Genomic DNA, 16,752 nt, shown 5'->3' with positions numbered 1-16,752 from the left:
TTTTTGCCGCCAAATGCCTCTGCGCTACCACCCAACCTTGGCAGCAATCGAACTCATCGCCGTCCGCTGCGAGGGGTAATCTCCTCGCTGCTCCTCCACCAAACGCACGGCACGGTCGCGAAACTCATGTGAAAACTTGTTCCTTGTAGCGCTCATCGTGGCTCCTTCTCACAATTGGGAGCCTCCGGAAAACTCGGGGCGGTTCACTTCTTGAAAGGCTCCTGCTCGCTCAATGGGAGCTCAGATTGGTTGACGCCTGGGATTGACGAGCGGCCTACCCAAATGGGTCAATCACCCAGTCGAAGCACGCCGTACGGCAGACAAGGTAGTTCAGTTAGTACGCAGCGAGATGGCGACTCAAAGGCCCGCTTTTTGCTCTCTCGTAGAAAACAAATGGCGGAATGCCGGGGCTCTAAGAGTGCTCGAGTTCCGAAAAAGGCATCGAACCAATACCTTATTTGGCGATTTCGGGCCTTTTGCGGGCCTTTGGCAAAACCCGAACAAACTAATGCATTGATAAAGCTAGTATAAAGTTGTTAAAATCGAGTCCTCTTCTGGCACCATTCTTTCAGAAAAATCAGGCAGCTGGCCACCCCGTCGGGGTGGTCAAAGCGTGTTGAGCCAGGCGATCAGTGTGGTGTTTACTGTTTCGGGGGCTTCTTCGGGCGCGCCGTGGCCGATGCCGGGGAGCAGGGTTTTGTGGGTGAGGTTGGGGTAGGTGGCTTCCAGCGTGTCATAGGTCGCTTGCATCAAGGGTAGGGCCGGATCTGCTGCGCCGCCCAGGAACAGGCTTGGCTGCAGCACCATCTGGCCGGCCCAGGCGGCGGTCAATTCCCAGGTCAGGTCGCGGCAGCGATAGTGGGCCAGCGGCGCGGCGAAGCCCGCCTTGCCATATTGACGGACATATTCGGCAAAGGCTGGTCCCGACAGCAGCTTTGGCAAGCGCCCGCTATCGGGCAAGGTATCGCGGATGGTTTCACCGCTCCGGGTTATCGGGCGCCACCGCGCCGCGCCTTCGGCCTCACCCGAGATGGCGAAATAGATCCCGCGCAGCGATGAGGCGATATCGGGATCCAGCAGGGCTTCGGCCACCCCGGGTTCCTGGAAATAGTGGTGGTGCAGGCGCCCGCCCAGCTGTTGTTCCAGGCGCTGCCACTGAATGCTTGGCCGCTCCGCCTCACGCGGGCCAACCGGGGTTGAAAGCAGAGCCAAGGCCCGGAACAGGTCCGGACGAAGCCGGGCCGCCGCGGCGGCGATCCAGGCCCCCAGATCGTGTCCAACCAGCACGGCCCGCGTTTCACCCAGCGCGCCAAGCAGGCCGACCACGTCACCGGCGCTGTGCAACATGGTGTACTGCGCGGTGTCCTGCGGCTTGCCGCTTTCACCAAAGCCGCGGATATCGGGGGCGACCACGCGGTAGCCGGCCCCGGCCAGCGCGGCGATCTGGTGGCGCCATTCGAACCAGGTATAGGGAAACCCGTGCAGCAGGATCACCAATGGCCCGCTACCCTGCTCGACATAGTGAACCGTCAGCCCGTCCAGCGTAACCGTATGGTGGGTAAAGGCGGCGGGATCGTCGAAGGGGCTGGCCATCACCGGTTCAGGCCGCAGCCGACAGCTGAGGCCCTGCTACATAGGGTTCCGGCTTCATGTTTTCAGACCAGGCCGCGACCCGGTGCAACCGCCGCAGCTGATCGCCGATATCGGCCGATACACCATAGTGCGACGTGCCGACATTGTCCCACAGCGCCACGTCACCCGGTTCCCATTCATGCCGCACCTGCAGTTCGGGAACCTTGGAATAATCGTTGGCGATCTTGATCAGTGCTTCGCTGATATCGGTTTCGAACCCCTTGATGCGCTTGATATAGGCATTGCCCACGAACAGACAGGGCCGCCCCGTGGCATGGTGGCGCACCACCGCTGGGTGAGTAGCCTTTTCGCCCGATTGCACGATCCGCGCGACCATTTCGGGGGTTCCGAACCCGTGCCGCAAGGCCAGGTAGAGCGAATCGTGCTCCATCTCGACGTTCTCGAACAGCAGCTTGAGCGCGTGCGGCATGCGTTCATAGGCAGAGGTCATGCTGGCCCACATCGTATCCGCGCCGAACGGCACTTGCTCTGCCTGAAGCAACGACATGATGTTGGGATGCTTGCGCGAGGTGACGTCGTGATGCCACAGGTCGGTGGTCGATTTGGCGCTGGTTGAAGGCAGACGCTCGATCACCACCACTTCGGGGTGCCCCTCGTCCGCCTTGGTCGGGGCAAAGGTGTGCTCCTCCAGATGCTCGCCAAACCCATAGGCGACACGCTTCATGGCATCGAACGACAGGTGCTGGCGGCGGCCGAACAGCACACCATACTGCCACAGCGCCTCGCGCAGGTCGGCCAATCCGGCCTCGTCCAGTTCGGCCAGGTTGCAGCCCTCGATCCAGCCGCCGATTACCGGTGTCCGGGGCACCACCCGAAACTGACGAAAATCGCGCGTTTGCAGCAGTTCGGCCATCGATTGTCTCCCACTTGCCGTCTTTTTCGATTCGCGATGATAGGCGGTATTGGAAGGGATGATTGACATATCGGGACAGATAATTGACATATCGGGACGGAAATGACCCAAACCTCGCCCCTTTCGCGTGCTGCGGTGCTCGATGGATTTGCCGCGGTAGCGCAGGCGGCGGGGCTTGATCCGCTGGCGTTGCTGGCAGAACAACGCCTTCCCGCCGGCTGCCTGACGGATCCCGAACAACGGATCCCGGCCAGCAGTGTCATCGCATTGTTCGAACGGGCCGCCCAGGCTGCAGACATGCCGGATTTTGGCCTGGCCATGGCTGATGTACGCGGGTTTGCCACATTGGGCGCGGTTGGCCTGGTGATGCGGGAACAGCGTGATCTGCGCAGTGCGCTGGGCTGGTTGATAGACTATGGCTGGGTCCAGACTGAAAGCGTGGTGCCGCGGCTTGAAGCGGGGGCCGAAGTGACGATCCTCGACCTGACCCTGGCGCCGGGTTTGCCCAATTCCGCGCCGCAATCGATCGAGCTGTCGCTGGCTTCGATTGCGCGATTGATCCGCGCTCTGCTCGGCCCCGGCTGGCAGCCCGAAATGGTCTTGTGCAGCCACGCCCGGCCGCGTTCCGTGTTGCCATATCTGCGCCATTTCGGGCAGGCTCCGGTGTTCGGTGCAGACCGCGACGCGCTGGTCTTGCGATCATCCGATCTGGATCACCCGATCGCCGGCGCAGATCCGGGTGCAGCGCGCGAACTGGAACGCTATCTTGGCCTGGTTGCCGGGCCGCGCTGCCGCAAAATGGCGGACCGGGTCGAAGCGCTGATCGAACAGAGCCTGCCGCGCGGCACCTGCCGGATTGACAACATTGCCCGAACCCTGTCCGCAGACCGCCGCACCGTGCACCGCCGCCTGCGCCGCGAAGGCACCACATTCACCGAATTGGTCGACCGTGTCCGGACCCGGCTGGTCGAGCGCCAACTGGCCAGCCAGACAAATTCGCTGACCGAAATTGCCGAACAGGCCGGATTTTCCAGCCTCAGCGCCCTGTCTCGCTGGCGCAGGCAGCGGCGCGGGCGTTCTGGTTTGATGGGAGTGCCGCTGGAGCGGTGAAGGGAAGCCAAAAATCAGCGTAGTCAATTGATTTGTATGTGGTTCTTAACGCCCCACTGGAACGGTGGCCCCCAATATGGCCCCCAGATGCGCAAGATGCCTGTGGAAATCCTGAGATTTGCAAAGGCAATATCAGGCAAGATTGTCCGCTATGTCGGACAAACCGGAACGGCAGCTGTTCGGATGCAATTTCACGGAAGCGGACATTGGCTCCACTAGGAGGCCAGTGTCGGCTCGACGGTAAAAACGGCCTTGCTCGTGCCGCCACGCATGAGGGAGTATGACACAGCAATCCATTGATGGGTCATCGGATCAGCGCCCCTGGAACTCGGGCTTACGCTTCTCGGCAAAGGCCTTGCGGCCTTCGATGCGGTCCTCGCTGTCGCGCAGCACACCGAACGCGTGCTGCTCCAGTTCCAGACCGGCTGCCAGGGGCATCTCGATGCCGATCTGGGCCAGGCGCTTGACCGCAGTCACGGCCATCGGTGCATTACCGGCGATCTTCTGCGCCAGCTGCTCGGCGCTCGCTTGCAGTTGCTCAGGCTCGACCACGCGGCTGACCAGCCCGATGCGCAGGGCTTCGGCGGCATCGATGCGTTCTCCGGTAAGCAGCATCAGCATGGCATCCGATCGACCTACGGCGCGGATCAGGCGCTGGGTGCCGCCTGCACCCGGAATGCTGCCGATGCAGACTTCGGGGAGCGAGAAGATGGCCTGACTGGAGGCGATGCGCACATCGCACAGCAGGGCCAGTTCCAATCCGCCGCCCAAGGCATAGCCGTTGATCGCAGCGATCACCGGCTTGTCGGTGTGCAGTTTCGAAAGCACCGATGCGAAGGATTCAGCGCCCGCCGGCCCATAGTGCAGCTCGGCGAAACTTTCCTTCGGCGGCATTGTCTTTTTCAGGTCGGCGCCTGTGCAAAAGGCGCGCGTACCGGCAGCGGTGAGGATGGCGACGCGGATATCCGGATTGCAGGAAATTTCCGCCCAGATGTCCTTGAGCTGTTCGATCGATTCCGGGTCGAGCGAGTTCATCGCTTCCGGGCGGTCGAGCGTGACAGTGGCGACATAGTCCTTGATCTGTAGGGTAACGGGCATGCTGGTTTCCTCGTGGGCGCAGGAATGGTTCGTCAGTCGGCGGCTTGCGGCGCGCCGAGCACGTCGCGGGTGTTTTCGCCCAGGCGCGGCGCGGGGCGGCGCATGCTCCCGGGGTGACGAAACGGACTGCGCGGCAGGGTCAGTTCGCCCGCGCTCGGGTGTAGGCAGGTTTCAGCCAGCGCCGCAGCCTGGAAGGCGGCGGATTCAGTCACTTCACGGTAATCGTTGATCGCGCCGCAGATGATGTCGGCCTGGTAGAACAACGGCAGCCATTCATGTTTGGACCGCGTCATCAGCGCCTGCTCGAGCAGCGTGATCAGCTCGGCGCGATTGTGCAGGCGAATGCCAGCCTCCGCGAAGCGAGGATCGTCGGCCAGTTCCGGCACGCCCAGAACGCGGCAGAAGGCCTGCCAGCGGGCCGGGTGATAGGCGGCCACCATGATCCAGCCGTCGGCGCAGCGCAGGGCTTCGTTGGGCGTCGAATAGGGTGCCGCGCTGCCGGTGCGCGCAGGCACTTCACGGTCATGCAGATAGGTGGCGAGGCCCATTTGCTGCAGGTTGATGGCGCTGCCGTACATGCTCACGTCGAGGTGCTGTCCAACGCCTTCGCGCTGGCGCAGGGCCAGGGCCCCCAACACAGAAATGCTGGCCAGATATCCGGTGACCATGTCGACCACCGGCACCTGCAGCTTGCACGGTTCGCTGTCGGGCAGGCCGTTCACGCTCATCAGCCCGGACACGGCCTGGATCACGCCATCGACACCGGGCAGGCCTTTGTCCGGGCTCTGCTGACCATAGGCCGAGATCGAGCAGTAGATCAGCCCGGGGTTGCGCGCGCGCAGCGTCTCATATCCCAGCCCGAGGCGTTCCATTACGCCGGGGCGGAAGGATTCGACCAGAACGTCGGCCTGGTCGATCAGCGCGATCGCCTGGGCAACCTGGGCTGGGTCCTTGAGGTCGAGGACAACACTTTGCTTGTCGCGGTTCATGACCATGAACGGCAGGCTCTCGCCGCCCACAAAGGGCGGCAGGGCGCGGCACAGGTCGCCGCCAGGAGCTTCGATCTTGATCACCTCGGCGCCCATGTCGGCGAGCGTCTGGGTGCAGGCCGGGCCGGCCACCACCTGGGTGAGATCGACGACCTTGATGCCTTTTAGAGCGTTTGAAAGCATGGCCGCAGCTCCATCAGACCGAGGGGCTGCTCAGGCTGCGTCCACCGCAGACGTAGAGCAGTTGGCCGGTGATGTAATTGGAGGCCGGCTCGGCGAAGAAGCGGACGGCCTGGGCGATATCATCCGGTTGGCCAATGCGCTGCATTGGCACGCTCTTTTTGAGGCCGTCGACGACCTCGTCCTTGAGGGTGGCGAACAGCGGGGTTTCGACGATACCGGGAGCAATGGCATTGGCGGTGATGCCATTGCGGGCGAACTCCAGCGCCAGCGACCGGGTGAAGCTGACCACGCCGCCCTTGGACGCCGAATAGCTGGCCTGCCCGCGATTGCCCAGCCAGGCCCGCGAGCCGATGTTGATGATACGGCCGAAATTGCGCTCGACCATGCCCGGAATTACGGCCTTGCTGCAGATGAACTGCGAGGTCAGGTTGATGTCGATGACACGCTTCCAGAAATCGAGGTCCATCTTGGTGACCAGCCTGTCGCCGCCGATACCGGCATTGTTGACGAGAACATCGATGCGACCAAAGCTGGACTGCAGTTGCGCCACGGCGGCCTCGACCTGATCCTGCGCGGCAACGTTGACCTGAAACGCCTGCACCTCGACCCCCAGGGCGGCAACTTCTTCGGTGGCAGCGCAAAGGGCGTCCTGATCCATGTCCCATAGGGCAATGCGGCAACCCTGGCGGGCCAGTTCCTTGGCAATGCCCAGGCCGATACCTTTGGCGCCGCCGGTGACGACGGCGGTCATCTCGCGCAACGAGCCGGGGATTGCGGTAAGGTCAGTGGTCATGATGGACTCCCGGTTCACAGGGACAGGATGTGGATGGAGCAAGCGGCGTGATCGACGCCCCAGATGCCGCCGCCGGTGACTTGGGTCAGGCCAAGGCGGGCACCCTCTACCTGGCGTTTGCCAGCGCGACCCTGCAGATGCTCGCAAACCTCAACGATCTGCGCAACGCCGGTGGCGCCCGGCGGATGACCCTTGGCGATCAGGCCGCCACTGGGGTTGACCGGGATGCGGCCGCCCAGCGCGGTGGCACCGCTGGCGAGCAGCTGCGGCGCTTCACCGCGATCGCACAGGCCCAGGGCTTCGTAATAGAGCAGCTCGCTGATGGTGAAGGCATCGTGGCACTCGATCAGGCTCAGGTCCTGCGGGCCCACGCCGGCCTGCTCATAGGCCAAGCGCGCGGTGCGTGCGGTGATTTCGGCTTCGGTCATGTCTTCGGGGCCGGTCTCGAACAGGCCGGACTGAACCACCGAGGCGAGCACTCTGACCGGCGCGGCGAGGCCCTTGGACGGCTTGGTGCTGAGCACCACTGCGGCCGCGCCATCGACCACCGCCGGGCAACACTGCAGCAGGGTCAAGGGCTCAGCGATTTGGCGCGAGGCCAGCACTTCTTCGCGGGTGGTGGCCTTGCAGAAGGTGGCGATCGGATTGAGCAGGCCGTGCTGGCGGTTCTTCACAGCGATGTCGGCCAGCGTCGCAGCCTCCATGCCGTGCTCGTGCATGTAACGGGTGGCGCGCATGGCGTAGAGCGCCGGCATGATCATGCCGCGTTTGTTGTTCCAGTCATTGCGGCTCAGCGGCAGCGGGCCGCCGCCCAGACTGCTGAGCTGATCCATGCCGAACACCAGCACCGTTTCGTACTGCCCGGATCGCAGGGCGCTGAGCGCGGCATTTATGGCAGTGGCGCCGCTGGAGCAGGCGTTGTCGATATTGTAGACGGCGCCACCGCCCGTGTGCAGTTCGCGCAGTGCGCGTTGGCCCGGCAGTGAGGCGCCGATGGCATTTCCGCAGTAGAAGGCTTCGATGTCGCGGATGTGAAGACCGGAGTCGCTCAGAGCTTCGAGAATGGCGGACTGAGCCAGCGCTTCTTCGGTCAGTTCGGGAAAGCGGCCGAAGTCGGTGATGCCGACGCCGACGATCTTGGGCTCGTTCATGCGCTTTCTCCGGATACGGCTTCAAAGGCATAGTCCGGACTGCCGTCAGGCAGTTCAGACGGAACGATGCGCATTGTGCTGTCGATGGCCGGGGCCTTGCCGTCCTTGCAGATCAGGCGACCGAAGGCGCGCACGCCAGGTTCGAAGTCGACCATGGCCAGAGCGTAAGGCTCGCTGTCCTTGCCGGGATGGACCAGCGTGTAGGTGTAGAGCTGCCCGAAGGGGCCGATCGGAACCTGCTCCACGGGCTCGTCGCCATGGACGAACTCCAAAGGCGGAAACTGCAACTGGGGATGACCGGCGGTGCGGGTCGCGATGAGCAGCATGCCGCTCTCAGTCATGCGAAAATGCGGTTCGGTGCGTTTGCTTAGTTTCACGGGGAGCGCTCCGGAGCTTGGGTTCTTGCCCCAGTTCCCAGACAAATCCGCCGATGTCATTCGATATCTTTTAATGATCCTTTAGTTGAGCTAAAGAGTTGCCGATGCACAGACTGCGCCATCTTCTGGGCCCGCTCAGGGTGTTCGATGCGGTATACCGGTCCGGCGGTATCAGCCGCGGGGCGGAGGCCCTGCATGTCACGCCCGGCGCGGTAAGCCAGCAGATCAAGCAGCTCGAGGCGATGTTGGGGGTGCTTCTGGTCCGCAAGGCGGGCCGGGAAATTGAGCTGACCGAAGCTGGCTTGATTCTGGCGAAAAGTCTGTCCGACCTCTTCGATCGGATCGACGCCGTGCTCGATGAAGTGACCGAGGCCGGCAACCCGAAAAGGCTGCGATTGAAGGTCTTGCCAACCTTCGCCATCAAATGGCTGGTGCCGCGCCTGGCGAGTTTCTATGCGGCACACAGCGATATCGATATCGAGATCGCCACCGTTTCCAAGGCCCAGGAACTGCAACTGGATAATGCGGATTTCGTCGTGCGTCATGGCACCGGCGAGTGGCCCGGTCTGCACGTGGATCACCTGTTTGACGAAGTCTTCGTGCCGGTCTGCTCGCCCGCCATGGCGGAGACCATCGCTGCGCCGGAAGATTTGCTCGAAGCCCAATTGCTGCATTCGATGATGCGTCCGGAGGGCTGGCCGACGTGGCTTAGCGCAGCGGGGCTCGGCACCGCGCAGCCGACGCGCAATGTTACCCTGGCCAATGCCGCCCTCTGTGTTCAAGCCGCTGTAAATGGTCTGGGCGTGGCCATCGCGCAAAAGGCCTACGTGCGCGACGACCTGGCCAGCGGGCGCCTGGTGCACCCGCTGGAGCAGGAGGTCCCCACCGAGTTTGGTTACTACCTTCTATGCGATCCGGCGAAGGCGGACGCGCAGCCGGTGAAGCTGTTTCGGGAGTGGCTACTGTCGGAGGCTGATTGAAGCCATTCGCGCGCTTCGCCGACCGTTCTTGCCCCTCCGACTCGACAGGATTGCGCGGCCGAACATCGCCACGGGGCCGGGGGAGCACCCCTTGAATCGCGCGATCAGCAAACTTTAACCGAGCCAATTTGGCACGCCATAGCCATAGTTAAAATACTGATTTATTGTACTAACATGACGTCATGGGACATCAAATCCAAGTCACGACTTAATTAATCTCTTGCTCGCAATTGAGCCGGGTGACATAACGGCGCCATGGCAAATTCCGCAAAACTCGAACCGGAAACGCTCGAACCGGCCCCGCGCCGGGTTCGCGGTGTCTCCAAAAACACCGCCTTGGCGCGGCGCAAACTGATCGAATCCGCGATCCACATTTTTGGCAAGCACGGCTTCGCCCGAACCAAGACCGAAGAGGTGGCCGAGCACGCGGGCTATGGTCAGGCCGCCGTGTTCTTTCATTTCAAGACCAAGGCCGGCTTGCTGCAGGCCTGTCTCGATAGCGCACTGGAACAGGCCAAGGCCAATCTTGTACCCGCCACAAGTTCGGACACGCTGGATCTGGTCCAGCGACTGGACCGCGCGTTCGACAATTCCTCGATCGCCAATTTCTTTGCGCGCACGCTGTGGGAATTCGATGGCGATAAGGCCGTCCGAACGGTTTACGCCGATTTTCACGAGCATGTGCGCCAACTGATCGCAGCCAAGCTGGTCGCCGAGACCGGCGCGGATGAGCGGCGCGCCTATGTCGCGGCGGCGGCCTTGCTCTCCATGATGGTGGGGGTGCGGGCCGAGCAACGGCTTGAGGGCAAGCGGCTCACCCGCAGCGAATTCCGCCAGATGTTGCACGATTTCACCCGGCTCACGCTGGGCGACCTGGCTGGGCCTGCAAAGAGCGGGTGACCGCCGCCCGATCATTACCCTGACTGTGCGGCGAGCAAGACTCGGAGCCGCGAGAACCCTGGAGAGGCCAATGGGCAAGTGGAATTTCTCGGCGCCGATGGTTCAAGGCGAAGTGCCGCGTCAGGCGCACGCCGATATTCCGTCAGGCCTGTGGGAGCGCGAACTGGGGCGCGATACATTTTTCGGCCCAGCCACCGACTTCTATCACCGCAATCCGCCCAATGCCTTTAGCGCCATCGACAGGAACGGCCCGCGCCCGCATGTGTTCGACACGCGGCACATTGTGCACATTACCCGTTCGCCCTGGCATGCGGCAGAGATGCTGGTCAACGACAGCATCCGCATCCGTTACTGGAAGACCAGCGGCAGCATGGATCATCTGGTTCGCAACGCCGATGGCGACGAATTGATCTTCATGCACCGCGGCACCTGCGAGCTGTTCTGTGACTTTGGTCACATAACGCTGGTCAAGGGCGACTACTTCATCCTGCCGCGCGGCACCATGTGGCGGATCGAGGCCGACAGCGACGTCGACATGCTGTTGGTTGAATCGACCGACGCACCCTACCACCTGCCCGAGGAATCGATCCTGGGCCGCCACCTGCCGTTTGATCCGGGTGTCCTCGACGTCCCCCAGCTCAACGAACGCTTCCGGTCGCAGAAACGGGATGCCGAATGGCAGATCCGCGTGAAGCTGCAGAACCGGACTTCTGACATCACCTTCCCTTTCAACCCGCTGGATGCGGAAGGGTGGAAGGGCGATCTCTATCCGATCCGCCTGAACGTGAAAGACATCCGCCCGATTTCCTGCAGCCGCGCGCACGTGGTGCCCAGCGGTCACGCCACCTTCCTGAGCGATCGCTTTCTGGTGTGCACGTTCCTGCCCTACCCGTCGCCGACTGATCCAGGCGCGCTGCAACTCCCAGCGTTTCATGAAAATGTCGAGTGCGACGAAGTACTGTTCCTTCATGACGGTGAGCCTTCGGCTCTGACCGAAGCCTTCGAACCGGGCCTGATGACGCTCGATCCGCGAGGCCTGACCCACGGCCCTTTGCCGGACCAGCAGCAGTATTTTCACAAGCCTGCGGCGGAAATGGACAACCGGTTCACCGTGCTGATGTTCGATACCCGCGATCCACTGAAGCTGGGCAAGCATGCCCGTCACTATGAGCTACCCGCGGTGGAATGGATGCTGGCCGACGGCATCAAGAATGCGCCCGATGCGGTGCGCAAATTCCGCCCGCTCCGCCAGCTGGCCAAGGCGGGTGCCATCGCCCGCTTCCTCTACGTGCAGCTGCGCCACCGCATTCGAATGGCTTGTTACTGAGCCGTCCGCGCCTTGTGATCCATTATCCTAACGGGAAGCAATTCATGGATACCCAATACCTCAATCTGGTGCAGCAGTTCTTTGCCGGCGCTTTCCTGTGCAACAGCGTTCCGCACCTGGTGGCAGGACTGCAGGGCCGCAAGTTCCCCACGCCTTTCTCCATCCCCGCGACCATCGGCTACTCCTCGGCACTGACCAACGTCTTCTGGGGTCTGTTCAACGCCGTGGTCGGCCTACTCCTCGTCAGCGCGGCCCCGCTTACGGTTGGCCTCAATGTCGGCTGCATCAGCGCCCTGCTTGGTGCTGTCGGTACAGGAATCTTCATTGCCAGGCACTTCGGCAGGGTCACTGCGGGCGGTCGCTGAACAGGCGCGAAAACAGGAGGACGCAAGTGAGCAAGAAGTGGAATTTCAAGGCCCCGCTGTCGCGCGGTATCGCACCGCGCCAGGCTCACGCCGACGTTCCCGAAGGCCTGTGGGAGCGCGAGCTGGCCCGCAACGCCTTTTTCGGCGCCTCCACCAATTTCTATCATCGCAACCCGCCAACTGCCTGGAGCAGCATCGACGCGCAGGGGCCCCAACCACACCGTTTCGATACCCGCAATGGCATCCCCAGCAGCACCTCACCGTGGGATGCCCGCGAGCTCGCGAGCAACGCCAGCGTGCGCATCCGCTTCTGGAAGTGCAGCAGCGAGATGGATCATCTGGTGCGCAATGCCGATGGCGATGAACTGCTTTTCGTCCATGCGGGCGAATGCGAACTGTTTTGCGACTTCGGACATATCAGCCTGGCCAAGGGCGATTACTTCATCCTGCCGCGCGGCACACTGTGGCGGATCGAAGTGGGTAAGGGCGTGGAAGTCCTGCTGATCGAATCCACCGACGCGCCCTACCGGCTGCCAGAAGATTCGATGCTCGGCCGCCACCTGCCGTTTGACGCCGGAGTGTTCGACGTACCCGCTATCGATGAGGCGTTCGTTGCCCAGAAGTCCGATCGCCCGACCAAGGTGCGCATCAAGCACGGCGGCAAGCTGTCGAGCATGGAATACCCGTTCAACCCCCTCGATGCCGAGGGTTGGCAGGGCGATCTCTACCCCATCCGCCTGAATGTTCGCGATATTCGCTCGATCTCATCGCACCGCGCCGAAGTGGTGCCCAGCGGCCACATCACCTTTCTGAGCGACCGGTTCCATATCTGCACGGCCATGCCGACGCCCGGCCCGACCGATGCCGGCGCCCTGAAAATGCCCTCGTTCCGCGACAGCGTGGAGTTCGACCAGGTGCTGTTCGTGCACGATGGGCACCCGGACGCACAGCCGCTCGGCCTCGAAACCGGCCTGCTGACCCTGGACCCGCGCGGCGTGACCCACGGCCCGGGACCGCAGTTGCTGCACCTGTTCCAGGACGGGGCCGCCAGCGGCGCAGTCCACCAATGCAGCCTAATCATGCTCAACGTGCGCGATCCTTTGACGGTCCCGCAGGATGGCGAAAGCCAGCCGGCAATGGCCGCCAGCGTTCCGGCAGAGGAAGGCGAAGTGGCAGCCCCTGCCACTGCAGAGCTGCTGCTCAACAAGCAGAACCTCTCCGCTGAACTGGCCACTAGGCTGATGGCCGGTGCCGTCGCCAAGGCGCGGGACATGGGCGTTCCGATGTCGATCTCGATCTGCGACAGCGCGGGCAACATGGTGCTGTTCCAGCGCATGGACCATGCCTCACTGCTCAGCGTCGGTATCGCCCAGGACAAGGCGTACACTTCGGCGGCCACCGGCATGCCCACCCACGGGTTGCACGAGTTCATCAAGAACGACCCGCCATTGGCGGCGGGCTTTGTCCACACCCCGCGCATGGTGGTGTTTGGTGGCGGCTATCCGGTGACGGTCGATGACGCCTTGGTTGGCGCCATTGGCATCAGCGGCGGCCATTACAGCCAGGATATGGAGGTCGCCCAGGCCGCACTCGCCGTCGCCGGGGTCACCTGATCCGCACGTTCTCTTTAAGACTCAAACCGCTCAAGAAGGATTTATCCCATGGAAGCCAGCACCCAGATTCTCGTCATGCAGTATTTCGCCGGCATGTTCCTCTGCAACGCCATCCCGCACCTCGCGGCCGGCCTGCAGGGCCGTACGCTCCCCTCGCCCTTCGCCAGCCCGCCCACCATCGGTCATTCCTCGGCGCTGGTGAATGTGTTCTGGGGCCTGTTCAATGTCGTCGCGGGCCTGGTCCTGGTCGAGAAGGCACCGATCGCCATCGGCATGAACGGGGGCTTCGTTGCCGCCATCCTCGGCGCGCTGTCGACCGGCGTGTTCGTTGCACTCCACTTCGGCAAGTATGCCTGGCGCGATACCAAGTGATGTCCGACCTGCCTGTTGCCGGGAAGGCCAGCGATGCCCACCGGGAAGGCACGCGCTATCGCTTCTCGGGCCATGAACAGATCCTGCACCGTACGCCAGCGCATGAGGGTGTACCTGACCTAATGGACCGGTTCGGCTACCGCCGCGCCTACATTGTCTGTTCTCGGACACTCAACACCCGAACGGATGTGATCAGCGGGCTTGCATCCGCGCTCGGCGAGCGCTGCGTTGGCATCACCGATGCGGTTGGCGAGCATTCGCCGTTGTCCAATGTCCTGGCCGCCGCGGTTGAGGCGCAGGCTCTTGGTGCCGATGTGATCGTCTCGGTGGGTGGCGGGTCGGTGATGGACATGGTCAAGACCATGCAGCTGTGCATCTCCGAACAGGTGTTTGACCGCAGCGACTTGCTCCAGCTGCAAATGAAGATGTCGGCCGATGGAACCGAAGTGATTGCTGCCACGCGCACTGCGCCCCGGATCCGTCAGATCGCGATCCCGACGACTCTTGCCACTTCGGAATGGACGCCGGTCTCTACGCCGGTGGACGAACAATCCCACCTGAAGGCACGGTTTCTGACGACGGACGGGTCTCCGCGCGGAATTGTCTATGACCCGGAATTGCTGGCGCGCACGCCGCTGTCGCTGCTGTTTGCGACAGGCATTCGCGGGCTGGACCATGCCATCAACACGGCCTGCTCCACCCAGCCGCATCCCTTTGCCAGTCTGATGGCGGAAAAGGCCATTCAGCTCTTCATCGAGAACCTGCCGCGGCTTAGAGACAGCGCAGACCTGGAAGCCTTTTCGAACTGCCAGCTGGCAACTTGGTACACAGGGATGGGGCAGTTGTCCGTACCGCACGGCTTCAGCCACTGGATGGTCCATATCGTCGGCCCGCTGGCGAACGTGCCGCACAGCGAAGCCGCCTGCGTCCTGATGCTGGCCCAGGCCCGCTGGTCTGAACATCACGCCGCAGTCCAGCACGGTAATATGCTGCGTCTGCTGGGGCGCTCTGGTTCGTTTGCCGATGTGTTGGATGGTTTGCTGGCCGATCTGGGCTTGCCGCGCAGTCTGCAGGACCTGGGATTGAGCGCTGAGCAGGTTGAGTCCTTCATCCAGCCGGCCCTTGATCATCCCCAAGTCACCCGGAACAACCTCCGGCCTATCACATCGACGGATGATCTCCGCGCGGTGCTGCGCCTGGCTGAAAGTACCTATTCTGCGCCTTTGGTTTGAATGGCCAGATCAGAGAATTTTCGACCGCTTTCCCCAACATAGTGGGCGAACAGGCTGGCGCTGGACGCCGCTAAGACCGCTCAATTCTGGAGTTTACTAACCTGCTGAACGAACGACCGGTTTTGGTGACCGGGTTCGGCACAGCGAACGGCTGCAATGTTCGCGCGATAGGACAGTCTCAAACGCCGCTGGGCTGTGGCTCCACTAGGTCGAACTTTCATCCCTTCCACAAACTTAGAGACAATGCGCCGAGCCCAAATTCCGAGTTGGTTTACAAGCACACCGTACGCAGTGGACTGCTATAAGTAACGTATTGTTATTACAACATATTATGGCCAATTTTGAGTAAGTGTCAATGCAATTCACCCGCAAATCGCAAATCACATTTCGGCGAGATGTGTAATAAACTTCAATTAAACCAATAGGATGGCTGGAGAGGGAACGCCTGGCCAGCGATTTGCGGTCAGATCTTATACCTGCAACCCACCGAAGCGCATGTCAGGCAGATTTTGCACCCAATCTCAGCTGATCGAGGTAGTCACTCCACCACTGCGCCATGGCCACGCGCTCCTTCCAATGAGCGCCACGATGGTACGCCGCGCGTACCTTGTCGGTGTCGCCGTGAGCCAATGCGCGTTCGATGGCATCGGGGTTCCATTTGCCGCTTTCGTTGAGCAGTGTGGATGCCATTGCACGGAAGCCGTGGGCGGTCATTTCGTCGGTCGCATAGCCCAGGCGGCGCAGCCCGGCGTTGATCGTGTTGTCGCTCATGGGGCGTCGGCGGGTGCGGACGGAGGGGAAGACATAGCCGCTTGGGCCGGTCAGCGAATGTGCGCTCTTCAGGATCGCAATGGCCTGGCGCGAGAGTGGGACGACATGTTCCTTGCGCATCTTGGTCTTGCTCGCCGGGATCGTCCACAGCGCCCCTTCCAGATCGATTTCCGACCATTCCGCATGCCGAAGTTCACCAGGTCGGACGAACACATGCGGCGCAAGCTGCATGGCGAATTTGGTGATCGGCTGCCCCTCGTAGCCATCGATTGACCTGAGCAGCTCGCCCACCCCCGCGGGGTCGATAACCGCCCCGTAATGCGTGACAGTGGGGCTTGTCAGCGCCCCCTTGAGGTCACGCGTTGGGTCGGACTTGAGGCGTGCCGTGGCGACCGCATAGCGGAACACAGAGCCTGCCAGCTGGAGCGTGCGCCGGGCGCTTTCGAGTTTGCCTTTGACTTCGATCCGACGAACCGCGACCAGCACATCAGCCGGCTCAATCTCGGCGATCGACATGGTACCGATTGAACCGCACAGGATCGACAGAAGGTATTCGCAACGCTTGGCGGTGGCCGGTGCCCAGGCGCGTTGGCCGTCCCTCCTTCGCTTCTCGCAGAATTCGGCAGTGATCGCGGCAAATGTGTTTTCGGCCTCTATCTTCGACCTAATCTTTTCACGCTGCTTTTCGCGTGCCGGATCTTTGCCAAAGGTCATCGCCTCGCGGGCCTCATCGCGCCGCCTGCGAGCCTCGCCCAGACCGATTTCAGGGTAAGGTCCAATCGCCAGCTTCTTCTCGCGCCCGTCGGCCCGGTACTTGAACCGCCAGAGTTTTCCGCCGGTTGGCTGAACGAGCAGGAACAGGCCGTGGGAATCGCCCATTTTGTAGGGCTTCGGTCCCGGCCTAGCATTGCGGACGGCGACATCAGTAAGTGCCATAATTTCAATCTCTTCCATCCCAAGTGGCCCCCAGACGGGGGGCCACTCG

Annotated in this window: 16 protein-coding genes and 1 pseudogene; 8 read left to right on the top strand and 9 right to left on the bottom strand. The window is 62.3% G+C overall.

Annotated features, from left to right (window positions below; all coding sequences use genetic code 11):
• Positions 1-30: 30 nt before the first annotated feature.
• From MNBBLIKP_RS18355 to MNBBLIKP_RS17055, 3 genes and pseudogenes are all read right to left on the bottom strand, one after another.
• Positions 31-156: pseudogene (locus tag MNBBLIKP_RS18355) on the bottom strand (IS3 family transposase); the annotation flags it as partial.
• 450 nt (positions 157-606) lie between these two features.
• Positions 607-1,593: an alpha/beta fold hydrolase gene (locus MNBBLIKP_RS17060; protein ID WP_088311470.1), complete on the bottom strand. Its 987-nt coding sequence runs from the start codon at positions 1,591-1,593 to the stop codon at positions 607-609.
• A gap of 7 nt (positions 1,594-1,600) precedes the next feature.
• Positions 1,601-2,506 (bottom strand): TauD/TfdA dioxygenase family protein, encoded by a 906-nt coding sequence (locus MNBBLIKP_RS17055; RefSeq protein ID WP_176399818.1) that lies wholly within the window; start codon positions 2,504-2,506, stop codon positions 1,601-1,603.
• A gap of 102 nt (positions 2,507-2,608) precedes the next feature.
• On the opposite strand from MNBBLIKP_RS17055, the gene MNBBLIKP_RS17050 reads away from it, so the two are divergent.
• Positions 2,609-3,616 (top strand): AraC family transcriptional regulator, encoded by a 1,008-nt coding sequence (locus tag MNBBLIKP_RS17050; RefSeq protein ID WP_088311468.1) that lies wholly within the window; start codon positions 2,609-2,611, stop codon positions 3,614-3,616.
• Between the two features lie 312 nt (positions 3,617-3,928).
• On the opposite strand, the gene MNBBLIKP_RS17045 is transcribed toward MNBBLIKP_RS17050, so the two are convergent.
• Genes MNBBLIKP_RS17045 through MNBBLIKP_RS17025 form a run of 5 tightly spaced genes read right to left on the bottom strand, consistent with a single transcriptional unit; the run spans position 3,929 to position 8,207 of the window.
• Positions 3,929-4,714: an enoyl-CoA hydratase/isomerase family protein gene (locus MNBBLIKP_RS17045; RefSeq protein WP_088311467.1), complete on the bottom strand. Its 786-nt coding sequence runs from the start codon at positions 4,712-4,714 to the stop codon at positions 3,929-3,931.
• A 32-nt stretch (positions 4,715-4,746) separates the two neighbouring features.
• Positions 4,747-5,886, bottom strand: a complete 1,140-nt coding sequence (locus MNBBLIKP_RS17040; protein ID WP_088311466.1) for a CaiB/BaiF CoA transferase family protein — start codon at positions 5,884-5,886, stop codon at positions 4,747-4,749.
• A gap of 13 nt (positions 5,887-5,899) precedes the next feature.
• On the bottom strand, positions 5,900-6,679 hold the full coding sequence (locus tag MNBBLIKP_RS17035) for an SDR family NAD(P)-dependent oxidoreductase (RefSeq protein WP_088311520.1): 780 nt from the start codon (positions 6,677-6,679) through the stop codon (positions 5,900-5,902).
• A 14-nt stretch (positions 6,680-6,693) separates the two neighbouring features.
• Positions 6,694-7,830 (bottom strand): thiolase family protein, encoded by a 1,137-nt coding sequence (locus MNBBLIKP_RS17030; protein ID WP_088311465.1) that lies wholly within the window; start codon positions 7,828-7,830, stop codon positions 6,694-6,696.
• Positions 7,827-8,207, bottom strand: a complete 381-nt coding sequence (locus tag MNBBLIKP_RS17025; protein ID WP_088311464.1) for a Zn-ribbon domain-containing OB-fold protein — start codon at positions 8,205-8,207, stop codon at positions 7,827-7,829. The genes MNBBLIKP_RS17030 and MNBBLIKP_RS17025 overlap by 4 nt, the downstream gene beginning before the upstream one ends.
• A 104-nt stretch (positions 8,208-8,311) precedes the next feature.
• On the opposite strand from MNBBLIKP_RS17025, the gene MNBBLIKP_RS17020 reads away from it, so the two are divergent.
• The 7 genes from MNBBLIKP_RS17020 to MNBBLIKP_RS16995 all read left to right on the top strand — a co-directional run bounded on the left by MNBBLIKP_RS17020 (position 8,312) and on the right by MNBBLIKP_RS16995 (position 14,996).
• Entirely contained in the window at positions 8,312-9,187 is an 876-nt protein-coding gene (locus MNBBLIKP_RS17020) for a LysR substrate-binding domain-containing protein (protein ID WP_088311519.1), read from the top strand.
• 255 nt (positions 9,188-9,442) lie between these two features.
• The gene (locus MNBBLIKP_RS17015; RefSeq protein WP_088311463.1) at positions 9,443-10,087 is read left to right on the top strand and encodes a TetR/AcrR family transcriptional regulator; all 645 of its coding nucleotides are present in this window, start codon (positions 9,443-9,445) and stop codon (positions 10,085-10,087) included.
• Positions 10,088-10,112: 25 nt separating this feature from the next.
• Positions 10,113-11,414 (top strand): homogentisate 1,2-dioxygenase, encoded by a 1,302-nt coding sequence (locus MNBBLIKP_RS17010; RefSeq protein WP_140420642.1) that lies wholly within the window; start codon positions 10,113-10,115, stop codon positions 11,412-11,414.
• 44 nt (positions 11,415-11,458) lie between these two features.
• Positions 11,459-11,779, top strand: a complete 321-nt coding sequence (locus MNBBLIKP_RS18150) for a hypothetical protein (protein WP_176399816.1) — start codon at positions 11,459-11,461, stop codon at positions 11,777-11,779.
• Positions 11,780-11,805: 26 nt separating this feature from the next.
• Positions 11,806-13,392, top strand: a complete 1,587-nt coding sequence (locus MNBBLIKP_RS17005; RefSeq protein WP_176399815.1) for a heme-binding protein — start codon at positions 11,806-11,808, stop codon at positions 13,390-13,392.
• Positions 13,393-13,440: 48 nt separating this feature from the next.
• Positions 13,441-13,764: a hypothetical protein gene (locus MNBBLIKP_RS17000; RefSeq protein WP_088311460.1), complete on the top strand. Its 324-nt coding sequence runs from the start codon at positions 13,441-13,443 to the stop codon at positions 13,762-13,764.
• A complete protein-coding gene (locus tag MNBBLIKP_RS16995) occupies positions 13,764-14,996 on the top strand; it encodes an iron-containing alcohol dehydrogenase (RefSeq protein WP_088311459.1) in 1,233 nt (410 codons plus the stop codon). Before MNBBLIKP_RS17000 ends, MNBBLIKP_RS16995 begins: the two co-directional genes overlap by 1 nt.
• A gap of 498 nt (positions 14,997-15,494) precedes the next feature.
• Here MNBBLIKP_RS16995 and MNBBLIKP_RS16990 read toward each other — a convergent pair whose 3' ends face one another.
• Positions 15,495-16,703 (bottom strand): tyrosine-type recombinase/integrase, encoded by a 1,209-nt coding sequence (locus MNBBLIKP_RS16990; protein WP_088311518.1) that lies wholly within the window; start codon positions 16,701-16,703, stop codon positions 15,495-15,497.
• Positions 16,704-16,752: the final 49 nt, after the last annotated feature.

Origin of the sequence: Novosphingobium sp. B 225 (assembly GCF_002198665.1) — a bacterium.
Taxonomy (GTDB): Bacteria; Pseudomonadota; Alphaproteobacteria; order Sphingomonadales; family Sphingomonadaceae; genus Novosphingobium.
The sequence above is the reverse complement of the archived record's forward strand: the minus strand, read 5'-3'. Positions and strand labels throughout refer to the sequence as shown.

Bases quoted from the DNA above. Each gene is read 5' to 3' on its own strand.
- MNBBLIKP_RS17060 (WP_088311470.1), bottom strand. From the start codon at position 1,593: ATGGCCAGCCCCTTCGACGATCCCGCCGCCTTTACCCACCATACGGTT.
- MNBBLIKP_RS17055 (WP_176399818.1), bottom strand. From the start codon at position 2,506: ATGGCCGAACTGCTGCAAACGCGCGATTTTCGTCAGTTTCGGGTGGTG.
- MNBBLIKP_RS17035 (WP_088311520.1), bottom strand. From the start codon at position 6,679: ATGACCACTGACCTTACCGCAATCCCCGGCTCGTTGCGCGAGATGACC.
- MNBBLIKP_RS17050 (WP_088311468.1), top strand. From the start codon at position 2,609: ATGACCCAAACCTCGCCCCTTTCGCGTGCTGCGGTGCTCGATGGATTT.
- MNBBLIKP_RS16990 (WP_088311518.1), bottom strand. From the start codon at position 16,703: ATGGCACTTACTGATGTCGCCGTCCGCAATGCTAGGCCGGGACCGAAG.
- MNBBLIKP_RS17000 (WP_088311460.1), top strand. From the start codon at position 13,441: ATGGAAGCCAGCACCCAGATTCTCGTCATGCAGTATTTCGCCGGCATG.
- MNBBLIKP_RS16995 (WP_088311459.1), top strand. From the start codon at position 13,764: ATGTCCGACCTGCCTGTTGCCGGGAAGGCCAGCGATGCCCACCGGGAA.
- MNBBLIKP_RS17040 (WP_088311466.1), bottom strand. From the start codon at position 5,886: ATGCTTTCAAACGCTCTAAAAGGCATCAAGGTCGTCGATCTCACCCAG.
- MNBBLIKP_RS17020 (WP_088311519.1), top strand. From the start codon at position 8,312: ATGCACAGACTGCGCCATCTTCTGGGCCCGCTCAGGGTGTTCGATGCG.
- MNBBLIKP_RS17030 (WP_088311465.1), bottom strand. From the start codon at position 7,830: ATGAACGAGCCCAAGATCGTCGGCGTCGGCATCACCGACTTCGGCCGC.
- MNBBLIKP_RS17015 (WP_088311463.1), top strand. From the start codon at position 9,443: ATGGCAAATTCCGCAAAACTCGAACCGGAAACGCTCGAACCGGCCCCG.
- MNBBLIKP_RS17045 (WP_088311467.1), bottom strand. From the start codon at position 4,714: ATGCCCGTTACCCTACAGATCAAGGACTATGTCGCCACTGTCACGCTC.
- MNBBLIKP_RS18150 (WP_176399816.1), top strand. From the start codon at position 11,459: ATGGATACCCAATACCTCAATCTGGTGCAGCAGTTCTTTGCCGGCGCT.